Genomic DNA, 14,555 nt, shown 5'->3' on the forward strand with positions numbered 1-14,555 from the left:
TTTTAACTGTTGTTACTTTCGCAATTGCGCAAGTTTTGTGCGATGCGAAATTGACGGCGGGCTCGGAGGGGGAATTGGGCCGAAATATTCACGACATATTCGTCATCGGTGGCGGCATCAACGGCTGCGGCATTGCGCGCGATGCCGTCGGGCGCGGTTATTCGGTGGCGCTGGCGGAAATGAACGATTTCGCCTCGGGTACCTCGTCGGGCGCCACCAAGCTGATCCATGGCGGCCTGCGTTATCTCGAGCATTACGAATTCCGCCTGGTGCGTGAATCGCTGATGGAGCGCGAAATCCTCTGGGCGATGGCGCCGCACATCATCTGGCCGCTGCGCTTCGTGCTGCCCTACCACAAGGGCGGCATCCGCCCGGCCTGGTTGATCCGGCTCGGCCTCTTCCTCTACGACCATCTTGGCGGCCGCAAGCTGTTGCCGCCGACATCGGTGCTCGACATGCGCCGCGATCCGGCCGGCAAGCCGCTGAAGGCGCTGTTTTCCAAGGCCTTCGAATATTCCGACGGCTGGGTCGACGATGCCCGCATGGTGGTGCTGAATGCCCGCGATGCCGCCGACAAGGGCGCGCTGATCATGCCGCGCACCAAGGTGGTGTCGGCAAGGCGCGAAAATGGCCTGTGGCATATCGAGACCACCGATACCGTTACCGGTCGCAATGACAGCCATCAGGCCCGCATGCTGGTCAATGCCGCCGGTCCCTGGGTCGACCATGTCATTCGTTCCGCCTTCGGTCAGAACGAAGCCCACCATGTCCGCCTCGTCCAGGGCAGCCATATCGTCGTGAAGAAGAAGTTCGACGATGTGAGAGCCTATTTCTTCCAGAATCCCGACAACCGCATCATCTTCGCCATCCCCTACGAGGGCGACTTTACCCTGATCGGCACCACGGACCGCGACTACACCGCCGATCCCCGGGATGTCCGGATCTCCGAGGAGGAGACCGTCTACCTCTGCAATGCGGCGTCGGAATATTTCAAGGAGCCGGTCAGGCCCGAGGATATCGTCTGGACCTATTCTGCGGTCAGGCCGCTCTATGATGATGGCGCCTCGAAGGCGCAGGAGGCGACACGCGACTATGTGCTGAAGCTGGAAGGCGAAGGTGCCGGCGCGCCGCTGCTCAACGTCTTCGGCGGCAAGCTCACCACCTATCGCCGGCTTTCCGAACATGCGCTGGAGAAGATCGGTGCTGCGATCGGCGCCAAAGGAGCCCCGTGGACGGCCAAAAGCCATCTGCCGGGTGGCGACTTCGCAGTCAAGGGTTACGAGGCGGAGGTCGCCAAGCTGAAGCGGCGCTATTCGTTCCTCGCCGATCGGCATGCCCGCCGGCTGGTGCGCCGCTACGGCACCAGGGCCGAGGCGCTGCTTGGCGATGCCAGCGGCATCGACGATCTCGGACGGCTGTTCGGCGGCGATCTCTACGAGGCAGAGGTCACCTATCTCGTCGAACATGAATGGGCCCGGCACGCCGAAGACGTGCTGTGGAGGAGAACAAAGGATGGTCTGCGCCTTTCGAAGGAGCAGGCCCAGTCACTGGAGGAGTACATGGCTGCCATGCCGGCGATGGCCGGGTAGGAGCCATGTGGTCCCCGCTGCGTGGAGGCACGGGAATCGGAATGCTGGAACTGCGAAACGCCGCCAAGATGGTGGGCGCGGACTATCATATCTATCCGACCGATCTGGTTCTCGAGCGAGGCACGCTGAATGTTCTGCTCGGGCCGACGCTCGCGGGTAAAACGTCGCTGATGCGGCTGATGGCGGGGCTTGACCGCCCCACAGGCGGCTCCATCCATTTCGACGGCACTGACGTCACCGGCATGCCGGTGCAGAAGCGCAACGTTGCCATGGTCTACCAGCAGTTCATCAACTATCCGGCGCTGACCGTCTACAACAACATCGCCTCGCCGATGCGCATATCGGGCAAGGATGCTGCCACGATCGACCGTGAGGTGCGCAAGGCGGCCGAGCTGCTGAAGCTCACGCCCTATCTCGATCGCACCCCGCTCAATCTGTCCGGCGGCCAACAGCAGCGCACCGCGCTTGCGCGCGCACTCGTCAAGAATGCCAGCCTCGTGCTGATGGACGAGCCGCTCGCCAATCTCGATTACAAGCTGCGCGAGGAACTGCGCGAGGAACTGCCGAAGATCTTTGCCCAATCCGGCGCGATCTTCGTCTATGCGACGACCGAGCCTTCCGAGGCGCTCCTGCTTGGCGGCAATACGGCAACGCTGAACCAGGGCCGGGTGACCCAGTTCGGGCCGACGATCGAGGTTTACCGCCGACCCGTCAATCTCGCCACCGCCGGCATTTTCGCCGATCCGCCGCTGAACACCCTCGACGTCACGAAGTCAGGCAACGTGTTCACGCGTCCGAGCGGGGTCACGATCTCGGTTTCCTCGCATCTGGCCGTCGTGCCGGATGGTCCCGTCACCATCGCCTTTCACCCGCATCATCTCGGCCTTGCGCCGCAGACCGGCGACGCGGCCCGCCTGCAGGCGCGCACGCTGGTATCCGAGATCACCGGCTCGGAGAGCTTCGTTCACCTGGAATATGACGGTGTGCGCTGGGTGATGTTGGCGCACGGTATTCACGACATCGATCCCGACATGGAGGTCGAAGCTTTTCTCGACACCCGCCACCTGATGGCCTTCGGCAGCGACGGCCGCGCCATCGCTGCGGCCGAAAAGGTATAGGAGAGCACAATGGCACGCATCACGCTCGACCATATCCGCCACGCCTACGGCGCCAATCCGAAGTCCGACAAGGACTATTCCCTGAAGGAAGTCGACCACGAATGGAACGATGGCGGCGCCTATGCGCTGCTCGGTCCCTCCGGCTGCGGCAAGACCACGCTGCTCAACATCATCTCCGGCCTGCTGCAGCCCTCGCACGGCCGCATCCTGTTCGACGGCAAGGATGTCACGAACCTTTCGACGCAGAGCCGCAACATCGCACAGGTGTTCCAGTTCCCCGTCATCTACGACACGATGACCGTCTACGACAATCTCGCCTTTCCCTTGCGCAACCGCGGTGTGGCCGAGGCGGATGTCGACCGGCGTGTCCGCGACATCCTCGAAATGATCGACCTTGCCAGTTGGGCCAGGCGCAAGGCTCAGGGCCTGACCGCCGACCAGAAGCAGAAGATCTCGCTCGGCCGCGGACTGGTGCGCAACGACGTCAACGCCATCCTGTTCGACGAGCCGCTGACCGTCATCGATCCGCATATGAAATGGGTGCTGCGTTCGCAGCTGAAGCGGCTGCACAAGCAGTTCGGCTTCACCATGGTCTATGTCACCCACGACCAGACGGAAGCGCTGACCTTCGCCGAGAAGGTGGTCGTCATGTATGACGGCCAGATCGTCCAGATCGGCACGCCGGCCGAGCTTTTCGAGCGGCCGAGCCACACCTTCGTCGGTTATTTCATCGGTTCGCCGGGTATGAATTTCATGCCGGCCAGGATCGCGGGCAGCACTGTGGCGGTTGGAGACGAAACCCTGACGCTGGATTACGCGCCGAAGACGGCAGGCACGGCCAAAACCGAGCTCGGAATCCGTCCCGAATTCATTCGCCTCGGACGGGAGGGCATGCCGGTCACGATCAGCAAGGTCGAAGATATCGGCCGGCAGAAGATCGTGCGCGCCCGCTTTGCCGGCCAGCCGATCGCCATCGTCGTGCCTGAAGACGCCGACATTCCCGCGGACGCCCGCGTTACCTTCGACCCGTCCGCCATCAGCATTTACGCCGACAGTTGGCGTGTCGGCAGGGAGGCCTGAGCCATGCAGAAGACGTGGAATAACAAAGCCTGGTTTCTGGTTCTGCCGGTGCTGCTGCTCGTGGCGTTTTCGGCCGTCATCCCGCTGATGACCGTCGTCAACTATTCGGTGCAGGATACGTTCGGCAACAACGAGTTCTTCTGGGCCGGTACCGACTGGTTCGTTCAGACCCTGCATTCCGACCGCTTCTGGGAATCGCTCCAGCGCAATCTGCTGTTCTCCTTCATCATCCTGGCGCTGGAGATTCCACTTGGCATCTTCATCGCGCTCAACATGCCGAAATCAGGACCGGGCGTTCCCGTCTGCCTGGTGTTGATGGCGCTGCCGCTGCTCATTCCGTGGAACGTCGTCGGCACCATCTGGCAGGTCTTTGGACGCGTCGATATCGGCCTGCTCGGCCACACTCTCGAAGCGATCGGCCTCGACTACAATTATGTCCGCGATCCGATCGATGCCTGGGTGACCGTCATCGTCATGGACGTCTGGCACTGGACAAGCCTCGTCGTGCTGCTCTGCTATGCCGGGCTGGTCTCGATCCCGGATGCCTATTACCAGGCCGCCAAGATCGACGGCGCCTCGCGCTGGTCCGTCTTCCGCTACATCCAGCTGCCGAAGATGAAGCGGGTGCTGCTGATCGCCGTGCTCTTACGCTTCATGGACAGTTTCATGATCTATACCGAGCCTTTCGTCGTTACCGGCGGCGGGCCCGGCAACTCGACGACCTTCCTCTCCATCGACCTCGTGAAGATGGCGGTCGGCCAGTTCGACCTTGGCCCGGCCGCGGCAATGTCGATCATCTACTTCCTCATTATCCTGCTGCTCTCATGGGTGTTCTACACCGTGATGACCAGCAGCGACGACGCGAGCTGAAAGGGAGGGCGAGATATGACCAACAAATACAAACCTGCAGGCAGCCTCTCCTGGCTCGTTCCGACGATCTATATCGTCTTCCTGATCCTGCCGATCTACTGGCTCATCAATATGAGCTTCAAGGAAAACTCCGAGATCACCGGCGCCTTCTCGCTCTGGCCGACGAACCCGACGCTGCGCAACTACACGGTCATCTTTACCGATCCGTCCTGGTATAATGGCTATATTAACTCGATCATCTATGTGGTGATGAACACGGTGATCTCGGTCGCGGCGGCGCTGCCGGCGGCCTACGCCTTCTCGCGCTACCGTTTCCTCGGCGACAAGCACCTGTTCTTCTGGCTGCTGACCAACCGCATGGCGCCGCCGGCGGTCTTCGCGCTGCCGTTCTTCCAGCTCTATTCGGCCTTCGGCCTGATCGACACGCACATCGCCGTGGCGCTTGCCCACTGCCTGTTCAACGTGCCGCTCGCCGTCTGGATCCTCGAAGGCTTCATGTCCGGTGTGCCGAAGGAGATCGACGAAACCGCCTATATCGACGGTTATTCCTTCCCGCGTTTCTTCATCAAGATCTTCATTCCGCTGATTGCGAGCGGCGTCGGCGTCGCGGGCTTCTTCTGCTTCATGTTCTCGTGGGTCGAGCTGCTGCTGGCCCGCACGCTGACGACGACGGCGGCAAAGCCGATCTCGGCGATCATGACGCGAACGGTCTCCGCCTCGGGCATGGACTGGGGCGTGCTGGCGGCTGCCGGCGTGCTCACCATCATTCCGGGCGCACTCGTCATCTATTTCGTCCGCAACTACATCGCCAAGGGCTTCGCGCTCGGGCGCGTTTGAGGAGGAGACGGTCATGAATTTTTCCTGGATGGCCTGGACGCTGCCGACGACGCTGTTCTTCCTGACGATCCTGGCGCTTCTGATCGCCATGAGTGTCTGGGAATATTTTTCGCCGGGCGGCTCGCCGCGCACGGGCGTGCTGCGTTTCGAGACGACGCGCGGCGACCGGCTCTTCATTTCGCTGCTGGGCAGCGCTTTCATTCATCTTGCATGGCTTGGGCTCGGTGGGCCCAACCTGTGGTGGGCTCTTGCCATCTCCGTGGTCTACGCCATCGGCGTCTTCCGCTACGTGTGACGGCAAGGAGAAGACAGATGGCCGGGGGTACTGGCCGCCTGAGACGTGACTGCAATCGCAAACCCTGGGAGGATATTATGCGAAGGCACTTATTGACGACGACAGCAGGCTTGCTGCTGGCAATGACAGCATCGGCCTATGCCGGCATGGACGAGGCCAAGACGTTCCTCGACAAGGAAGTCGGCGACCTTTCGACGCTTCCGCGCGCCGACCAGGAAAAGGAAATGCAGTGGTTCGTTGATGCTGCGAAGCCTTTCGCCGGCATGGACATCAAGGTCGTGTCCGAAACGATCACGACCCATGAATATGAATCGAAGGTTCTGGCGCCCGCCTTCACGGCGATCACCGGCATCAAAATCACTCACGACCTCATCGGCGAAGGCGACGTGGTCGAGAAGCTGCAGACGCAGATGCAGTCCGGCGAAAACATCTATGACGCCTATATCAACGATAGCGACCTGATCGGCACCCATTGGCGCTATCAGCAGGCCCGCTCGCTGACCGACTGGATGGCCAACGAAGGCAAGGATGTCACCAATCCCGGCCTCGACATCGACGACTTCATCGGCAAATCCTTCACCACGGCGCCTGACGGCAAGCTCTACCAACTGCCTGACCAGCAGTTCGCGAACCTCTACTGGTTCCGTTACGACTGGTTCAACGACGAGAAGAACAAGGCGGACTTCAAGGCGAAGTACGGCTACGATCTCGGTGTGCCGGTCAACTGGTCGGCCTATGAGGATATTGCCGAGTTCTTCACCGGCCGCGAGATCGATGGCAAGAAAGTCTTCGGCCATATGGACTACGGCAAGAAGGACCCGTCGCTCGGCTGGCGCTTCACCGATGCCTGGCTGTCGATGGCCGGCAACGGCGACAAGGGCATTCCGAACGGCAAGCCCGTCGATGAATGGGGCATCAAGGTTGACGAGAACTCCCGTCCGGTCGGCTCGTGCGTCGCGCGCGGCGGCGATACCAACGGCCCTGCTGCAGTCTATTCCATCCAGAAATATCTGGACTGGATGAAGGCCTATGCACCGGCTGCCGCCCAGGGCATGACCTTCTCCGAATCCGGCCCGGTCCCGTCGCAGGGCGAAGTCGCCCAGCAGATGTTCACCTACACGGCCTTCACCGCCGACTTCGTCAAGGAAGGCCTGCCGGTCGTGAATGCGGACGGCACGCCGAAATGGCGGTTCGCTCCGAGCCCGCATGGCGTCTACTGGAAGGACGGCATGAAGCTCGGCTATCAGGACGCCGGTTCGTGGACGCTGATGAAGTCCACGCCTGACGACCGCGCCAAGGCGGCCTGGCTCTATGCCCAGTTCGTCACCTCGAAGACTGTCGACGTGAAGAAGAGCCATATGGGTCTGACCTTCATTCGCCAGTCGACGCTGGATCACAAGTCCTTCACGGATCGTGCGCCGAAACTCGGCGGTCTGATCGAATTCTATCGTTCGCCGGCCCGCCTGCAGTGGTCGCCGACCGGTACGAACGTTCCTGACTATCCGAAGCTCGCTCAGCTTTGGTGGCAGGCGATTGGTGATGCCTCTTCCGGCGCCAAGACGGCACAGGAAGCGATGGACTCGCTTTGCTCCGAGCAGGAAAAGGTGCTGCAGCGCCTGGAACGCGCCAAGGTCCAGGGCGACATCGGCCCGAAACTCGCCGAGGAGCATGATCTCGCCTATTGGAACGCGGATGCGGTGAAGAACGGCAACCTTGCCCCGCAGCTGAAGATCGAGAACGAGAAGGACAAGCCGGTCACTGTCAACTACGACGAACTCGTCAAGAGCTGGCAGAAGAAGTAAGGCGGACCCGGCCGGAGGCGACGAGGCTTCCGGCCATCACTTCCTGCCACCGGCAGCAAGCCGGTGGCACCCACAATCTTTCTCTCATGAACCGTCCGCGTCCTGCTGTCCTCTGCAGGCGGAGCGGTTTCGTGCGAGCCGGAGACGGATATGAGCGGCTATATTCTTTCAATCGACCAGGGCACGACATCGTCGCGCGCCATCATCTTCGATGGCGACATGAAAATGGCCGGCTCGACGCAGGCGGAGATCACCCAATATTATCCGCAGCCCGGATGGGTGGAGCACGACGCCGCCGAAATCTGGCGATCCGTCGTCGATACTGCGCGCAAGGCGATCGCTGATGCTGGACTTGATGCCGCCGATATCGCCGCGATCGGCATCACCAACCAGCGCGAGACGGCGGTCGTCTGGGACCGCGGGTCAGGAAAACCGCTTCACCGCGCGATCGTCTGGCAGGACAGGCGCACCGCAGAAATGTGCGAGAGCCTGAAGGCAGACGGCTACGAGAAGCTGTTCAGCGCCAAGACCGGCTTGCTGCTCGACCCCTATTTCTCCGGAACGAAGCTGCGCTGGCTGCTCGATAACGTCGATGGCCTGCGTGAGAAGGCCGAGGCCGGCGATGTCTGCTTCGGCACGATCGACAGCTGGCTGATCTACAATCTGACTGGTGGACGCGTGCATGCCACCGATGCGACCAATGCATCGAGGACTTTGCTCTACAATATCGATGACGGTGCCTGGGACGAGGAGCTTCTCGGCATTCTCCGCATTCCGGCCGCCATGCTTCCTGACGTCAGGGAATGCGCCGATGATTTCGGCCGCGTCGACGAGACGCTGTTCGGCGCGGAACTTCCGATCCTCGGGGTCGCCGGCGACCAGCAAGCGGCGGCGATGGGCAATGCCTGCTTCGAGCCCGGCATGATGAAATCCACCTATGGCACCGGCTGCTTTGCCCTGCTGAACACCGGCAGGGATCGTGTTTCCTCTTCCAACCGGATGCTGACGACGATCGCCTGCCGGCTCGACGGCGAGACGACCTATGCGCTCGAAGGCTCGATCTTCATCGCCGGTGCTGCCGTGCAATGGCTGCGCGACGGCCTCGGCATTATCGACCAGGCGTCGGAGGCGGGCGTGCTTGCCGCCAAGGCCGATCCCGGACAGCAGGTCTACATCGTTCCGGCCTTCACCGGCCTCGGCGCCCCCTATTGGGATCCGGCTGCGCGCGGCGCGATCTTCGGTCTGACGCGAAACAGCGGGCCGGCGGAATTTGCCCGCGCCGTGCTTGAATCCGTCGCCTACCAGACGCTCGATCTGCTGGTGGCGATGAAGAAGGACTGGGGTGTCAACCAGCTGGAAACGGTGTTGCGCGTCGATGGCGGCATGGCGGCTTCGGATTGGACGATGCAGTGCCTGGCCGACATGACCGGAAACCCTGTCGACCGCTCGGCGATCCGCGAGACGACGGCGCTGGGCGCAGCCTGGCTTGCCGGCTCGAAAGCCGGCATCTGGCCCGGCAAGCGGGATTTTGCCAAAGCCTGGGCCTGCGACCGCCGCTTCAGCCCTTCGATGGATGAGACCGAGCGGCAGGGCAAGATCATCGGCTGGAAGAATGCCGTCTCCAGAATGATTTCGGACGCTTCGGCGGGCTAGCTGCGAGCTTTCAGATAGCCCGCCGCCGCTCTTAAGGAATCATAAGCTGCATAATTCTTGCGCATGGCGACCAATCCGCCGTGGCGCGGATACTTGCTCAGCCGTGGTGTCGTGCGGGGACGGCAGGTGTAAAATCGCGATTAATAGGGCGCCGTCAGGTTTTATCTCGCAGCGCAGATATCCGGCACGAAGCTTGGCTTCCATTTGGCGCGCAACTTGCCTCTCTCCTGCCAGGGAGAATGAAACAATGCCCGACATCGACCCGCAGATTTTCTCAATAAGCCGACCATCTCTCGGAGGCTACAAGGCCTTCGTTCAACGCGACATGATCGTCGAGACCTATCGCAGCGCCGCGGGGCAAATGGTTTCGAAGGGCTCCCTTCATAGAATTTCGATCAACCGCACGGCGCACGGCAAATATGCCTATCGGCTTGGAAGCGGGGCATTCCGCAAAGTTGAGAGGCCGCCCTTCACCCTCGGATTTCAACCGGCCGCCACCGTCCTTGAAGTCGATGGCGATGCGGCGGATTATATCTCGATCTTCCAGTCACCTGCGCTCTACAGCGGCATCGGCGGCTCTCGCTTCGATCCCGAGCATTGGGATAGTGACGCGCTCAGCGCGACGACTGATCCGACAACGCTGCAGGTCGCCCTCTCTCTTGCATTTGCCGCCGAGAAAACCGGGCGCGACGACCCGCTTTTGATGCAGCATCTGGGGATGGCGCTCGCCTGCTGCGTCGTAAAACTGCTGGGCGCCAAACCTGAAGCCGGCGATCGTCCGCTGACATCGGACAATCTCCGGCGTGTGATCGATTACATCGAGAACCTGCTTGGCAAATCCGATCTGGGTGTCGAGGAGCTGGCCGGGGTGGCCCATATGAGCCCCTTTCACTTCAGCCGGGAATTCAAACGGGCGGCCGGCTTGGCGCCGCATCGCTTCGTTCTCGAACGCAGGATCGAGCGGGCGCGACTTTACCTCGCGGATGGCAAGGAGACGCTCGCAAACATCGCTTATGCCACAGGCTTTTCCAGCCAGGCGCATTTCTCCAGCGTCTTTCGCCGTCTGATGGGGGCGACCCCGAAGGAATACCAGCGTTCGGTCCGTCTTTGAGCCGGCTCTTGCCGATGACAGATCAGCAGCTTTGCGAAAGACAACCGCACGAATTTGAAATCTCTTGAGGCTGCGGTCTGCGAGGCTTTTCTCATCAGGAGGCCCATATGACCGCTTTTGCCCAAACCAATCCGATTACCGACATTTGCTTCCTGGTCGAGGATATCGACAAAGCATCGGCTTTCTATGTCGAGCGTCTTGGCTTCAAACCTCGCCGCCGTGCTCCCGGCTTTGCCGATTTCAAAGGGGCGGGCGTGACGCTGGCGCTCTGGGAGATCGAGCATATTGCCGAGAATACCGGTGTCTCAAGCCGCCGTGCCCCTCCAGGTGCGCACAAGGCCTGCGCGGCCATCGAGCTCGCCTCGCCAGAGCAGGTCGATGCTGCCTATGCGGAGCTGAAAGCTGCGGGCGTGCTCTTCCACGCGCCGCCGCAGGACTATGTCTGGAACGCGCGATGCGTCTATTTCGCCGATCCTGACGACAATCTCTGGGAAATCTATGCGTGGTCCACAGGCGGCCCGATCGGTGACATCGACCCGCAATAGGCCGGTCGTCCAACAATCTAACAAGGGGAAAGGCAACCAAATGAACGGGGATGACAAGCAAATCGTGGTCGGCAGACGTACCGTGCTGAAGGGCGGAGCCTTTGCCCTTGCTGCAGCGACGGCAGGGATCAGCGTGTTCGTACCGCGTCACTCGAATGCCGCCGCATCCAAGGTCGTCATCAAATATGACTGGCTGATGAGCAACGGACAGATCGGCGATATCGTCGCAGTCAAGCAGGGCCTCTTCGAGGCCGAGGGTCTCGACGTCGAGTTTTCCCCTGGCGGTCCCAATTCGGCGACGGTGCCGCCCGTGACCACGGGTGATGCGCAGCTCGGGCAATTCTCGGATTCGGCACAGCTTCTTCTTGCCCGGTCATCCGGCGTGCCCATCAAGATCTTCGCCTGCGGTTTCCGCATGGCGCCTTTCGCCTTCTATTCGCTGCCCAAGGCGCCGATTCGCACCGTCAAGGATATGGTCGGCAAGCGCATCGGCATCCAGCCGACGGCCCGTTATGTGCTCGATGCCATCCTGCTGAAGAACAATATCGATCCATCGAGCCTGACCATCACCAATATCGGCTTCGACATGACGCCGCTGATGACCGGCCAGGTCGATGCCGTGACCGGATGGATCACCAACACGCAGGCCCTTTCCATCATCGGCCCCGACCGCATCGATCTGATGATGAAGGACACGGGCCTACCGTCCTATGCCAACGTCTATTTCGCTACCGACGATGCCGTGAGCGGCCATGCCGAGACACTGGCAAAGGTGCTGCGCGCCGTTGCCAAGGGCTGGGCCTGGACGCATGAACATCCTGAGGAGGCGGTCAAATTGACGGTGGAGGCCTATCCGCAGCTCGATCTTGCCGTAGAGCTGAAGACGGTGCCGCGCATATTGTCGCTGAGCTTCGACGCGACGACAGGCAAGGATGGCTGGGGCAGCTTCGATCCGGCCGCTCTTGCCGAGCAGATTTCCGTCTACGACAAGATCGGCCAGTTCAAGAGCGGCGCGCCGAAGCTGGAGGACTGCTATACGGCCAAGATCCTGGAAATGACGGCAGACGACCGTCCGAAGATTGTGTGAGAGCGGATTTGCCTGAAGCAGCGGCCATCGAAACCAAGGATCTGGCTGTCGGTTATGCCGGCGCTGTCGAGACGACCCGCATTCTGTCCGGCGTCGACCTCAGCGTCGGCAGGGGCGAGTTTCTGACCATTCTCGGTCCTTCCGGCTGCGGCAAGTCGACCTTGCTGCGTGCGGTGGCGGATCTTCTCCCGCCGCTCCACGGGCGGCTGTCGGTGCTCGGCAGGACGGCGTCGGAGGCGCGCCGGCGGCGCGAGGTCGCCGTCGTCTTTCAGGACGCAACGCTGCTGCCCTGGCGGACTGTGAGGGAGAATGTCGCGCTGCCGCTGCAGGTGGGGAAGAACAGCGTCTCGCGATCGGTCGATCCGCGGCCAGACCACTGGATCGAACTGGTCGGCCTGTCGCATCTGGCCGATCGCTATCCGCATCAATTGTCCGGGGGCCAGCGCCAACGCGTCGCCATAGCGCGCGCGCTTCAATGCGAGCCGGATATCCTGCTCATGGACGAACCCTTCGGTGCGCTCGACGAGATCACCCGTGAACGACTGAACGACGAGCTTTTGGACGCCTGGCGCCGGACCGGCACGACCATCCTGTTCGTCACCCACAGCGTCGTCGAGGCGATCTATCTCGGCGGACGCGTGCTGGTCCTGGCCGCCAATCCGGGCCGCGTCCAGGCGCTGATCGACCTTGCCCCGCTGAAAGACGAGCGCGGCCTCTGTCGGCGCGAGAGCCTCGATGTTCAGGAGACCGCAGCCCGTCTGCGCCAATTGCTGCAGCAGGGGAGTTCGGCTGCATGACGCATCGCCCGTTGTCACTCGCCGAGGCAATCGGCCTTCCTGTGATCGGCGCCCTTTCGCTGCTTCTCGCCTGGCAGTGGCTGGTGCCGGCGCTCGGTATTCCGGCCTATATCGTTCCAACACCGCTGGCGATCCTGCGCACGCTCGGAACGGAATGGCGCTTCCTTCTGTCGAATGCGATCCCGACATGGGGTGAGGCGGGCCTCGGCTTCCTCCTGGGCAATAGTCTCGCTGTGATCATGGCAATTGCCTTTGTCTATAATCCGCGCCTCCAGGCCGCCTATTTTCCCGTTGTCCTGCTCTTCAACACTATTCCCGTGCTGGCGCTCGCGCCGATCATCATCCTCATCTTCGGCCTCGGCATGCTTCCGAAGGTCATCATCGCCGCTCTCATCTGCTTCTTCCCAACCCTGGTGAATACCGCCCGCGGCCTCAATCTGGCGACGGCGAGCGAGCTTGACCTGATGCATGTGCTTTCGGCGAGCGGGTGGGAGACGTTCTGGCGCCTGCGCGCCCCACGCTCCGCCCCCTTGCTCTTTGCTTCGCTGCGCATTTCGGCAACCACCTGTGTGATCGGCGCGATCGTCGGGGAGTGGATCGGTTCGAACCAGGGGCTGGGCGCCGTCATCATCCAGTCGACATTCAACTATCAGGCGGAAAGGCTCTTTGCCGCCGTCGTGCTCGCCTCTTTCTCCGGCATCGTCTTTTTTGCCGCTGTTGCCCAGATCGAGCGGATTTTCCGTCGGCTGCAGCCGGGGCAGAGCTGAAAGCGTTCAATGCGGGCGCCGCAACGCTGACGCTTTCCAGGATATGACAAGGCCTCCCGATGTTATCTGCGGGAGGCCTTGTACGTTGCTATTCCTCCATGCTCTCACTGATGTCGGAGAGATCGATGCCATGCGTGTCGAACCACCAGTCGGGACTCATCTCGGAATGGCGGTCACGCAGACGCAGATATTTGGGGCGCAACCGCTTCTGGCGTTCGGCCTCTTCCGCGAAGTAGGGATGATCGAGCGTGCCGCCCATCTTGTGGATGCGACGGAGCAGTTTCCGCAAGACGTATCCCTGCTCCTTGTTGCCCGGCCGGTAGCCGCTTTCCACGATGGTCATGACCGTCTCGCACAGTGTCCCGAGCGCATCGTCTTGCGGTGTGCCGTTGACAATCATGTCGAGACGCTCGAGACCGAAGCCGACGTCGATGCAGGTTCCGAGCGGATTGACGATGTTTCCGATCTCGACGCCATCCTTATAGAACTCGGTGCAGTATCCGCTGATGCTGCCATCGCTCCATATGCATTCCGGATCCGGCACGATGGGCACGCGTCCGCGATAGAGCGGCGTCCATTCCACCAGGCGGTCAGGATGGATCGTCACATGATCCGGCACGAGCCCCAGCGTTCTCAGAAACTCGAGCCAGAAATCGATGGCGTTGCCGACGGTCAATTCCCGGAAGGAGAAAAGGCCGAGCATGGTGAAGTGGAGAAGGTGGGTTCCGTCGCCGATCTCGTCGAGGTCGCCCATGCGCAGGCAGGCCTGGCTGTTTGCGACTGTTCCACTATGGGAGGGATCGGAGAAGAGGGGCTTGTACTGCTGCATTCCAGCGCTGCAGAAGAGCGTGGTATCATCATGCGGCCGTACGGATTCGATGCGTGTGAAATCGATGCCTTTGGAAAGGCAGAAGTCTTGGTATTGCTGGATCAGGCGTCCCGCGGTGACATAGGCAACCTCCTTTGCTGTTCGTGTGCCTTCGGGGAAGATAGCGATCTAGTGC

General features: G+C 61.5%; 14 protein-coding genes. 13 read left to right on the top strand and 1 reads right to left on the bottom strand.

The window, feature by feature from the left end:
- Window positions 1–74: 74 nt before the first annotated feature.
- From glpD to OLZ32_RS30445, 13 genes are all read left to right on the top strand, one after another.
- Window positions 75–1,589 (top strand): glycerol-3-phosphate dehydrogenase, encoded by a 1,515-nt coding sequence (gene glpD, locus OLZ32_RS30385; protein ID WP_003549537.1) that lies wholly within the window; start codon window positions 75–77, stop codon window positions 1,587–1,589.
- Window positions 1,590–1,630: 41 nt separating this feature from the next.
- A complete protein-coding gene (locus tag OLZ32_RS30390; RefSeq protein WP_264399150.1) occupies window positions 1,631–2,707 on the top strand; it encodes an ABC transporter ATP-binding protein in 1,077 nt (358 codons plus the stop codon).
- Window positions 2,708–2,716: 9 nt separating this feature from the next.
- A complete protein-coding gene (locus OLZ32_RS30395; protein WP_264424229.1) occupies window positions 2,717–3,787 on the top strand; it encodes an ABC transporter ATP-binding protein in 1,071 nt (356 codons plus the stop codon).
- 3 nt (window positions 3,788–3,790) lie between these two features.
- The gene (locus OLZ32_RS30400) at window positions 3,791–4,657 is read left to right on the top strand and encodes a carbohydrate ABC transporter permease (RefSeq protein WP_003549532.1); all 867 of its coding nucleotides are present in this window, start codon (window positions 3,791–3,793) and stop codon (window positions 4,655–4,657) included.
- A gap of 15 nt (window positions 4,658–4,672) precedes the next feature.
- The gene (locus OLZ32_RS30405) at window positions 4,673–5,494 is read left to right on the top strand and encodes a carbohydrate ABC transporter permease (protein ID WP_130785530.1); all 822 of its coding nucleotides are present in this window, start codon (window positions 4,673–4,675) and stop codon (window positions 5,492–5,494) included.
- Window positions 5,495–5,507: 13 nt separating this feature from the next.
- Window positions 5,508–5,789, top strand: coding sequence for a DUF2160 domain-containing protein (locus OLZ32_RS30410; protein ID WP_003549529.1), 282 nt, complete (start codon window positions 5,508–5,510; stop codon window positions 5,787–5,789).
- Window positions 5,790–5,866: 77 nt separating this feature from the next.
- Window positions 5,867–7,591, top strand: a complete 1,725-nt coding sequence (locus tag OLZ32_RS30415) for an ABC transporter substrate-binding protein (protein WP_011649612.1) — start codon at window positions 5,867–5,869, stop codon at window positions 7,589–7,591.
- A gap of 150 nt (window positions 7,592–7,741) precedes the next feature.
- On the top strand, window positions 7,742–9,244 hold the full coding sequence (gene glpK, locus OLZ32_RS30420; protein WP_264399151.1) for a glycerol kinase GlpK: 1,503 nt from the start codon (window positions 7,742–7,744) through the stop codon (window positions 9,242–9,244).
- 247 nt (window positions 9,245–9,491) lie between these two features.
- A complete protein-coding gene (locus OLZ32_RS30425) occupies window positions 9,492–10,355 on the top strand; it encodes a helix-turn-helix transcriptional regulator (RefSeq protein ID WP_264399152.1) in 864 nt (287 codons plus the stop codon).
- A 107-nt stretch (window positions 10,356–10,462) separates the two neighbouring features.
- The gene (locus tag OLZ32_RS30430) at window positions 10,463–10,900 is read left to right on the top strand and encodes a VOC family protein (RefSeq protein WP_264399153.1); all 438 of its coding nucleotides are present in this window, start codon (window positions 10,463–10,465) and stop codon (window positions 10,898–10,900) included.
- Window positions 10,901–10,940: 40 nt separating this feature from the next.
- On the top strand, window positions 10,941–11,987 hold the full coding sequence (locus tag OLZ32_RS30435; RefSeq protein ID WP_264424231.1) for an ABC transporter substrate-binding protein: 1,047 nt from the start codon (window positions 10,941–10,943) through the stop codon (window positions 11,985–11,987).
- 8 nt (window positions 11,988–11,995) lie between these two features.
- Window positions 11,996–12,784, top strand: coding sequence for an ABC transporter ATP-binding protein (locus tag OLZ32_RS30440; protein ID WP_026160366.1), 789 nt, complete (start codon window positions 11,996–11,998; stop codon window positions 12,782–12,784).
- Window positions 12,781–13,551, top strand: coding sequence for an ABC transporter permease (locus OLZ32_RS30445; protein ID WP_264399156.1), 771 nt, complete (start codon window positions 12,781–12,783; stop codon window positions 13,549–13,551). The genes OLZ32_RS30440 and OLZ32_RS30445 overlap by 4 nt, the downstream gene beginning before the upstream one ends.
- Before the next feature lie 88 nt (window positions 13,552–13,639).
- Here OLZ32_RS30445 and OLZ32_RS30450 read toward each other — a convergent pair whose 3' ends face one another.
- On the bottom strand, window positions 13,640–14,542 hold the full coding sequence (locus OLZ32_RS30450) for an alanine--tRNA ligase-related protein (protein ID WP_264424247.1): 903 nt from the start codon (window positions 14,540–14,542) through the stop codon (window positions 13,640–13,642).
- Between the last annotated feature and the right edge of the window lie 13 nt (window positions 14,543–14,555).

This window comes from Rhizobium acaciae (assembly GCF_025941625.1).
GTDB lineage: Bacteria > Pseudomonadota > Alphaproteobacteria > Rhizobiales > Rhizobiaceae > Rhizobium > Rhizobium acaciae.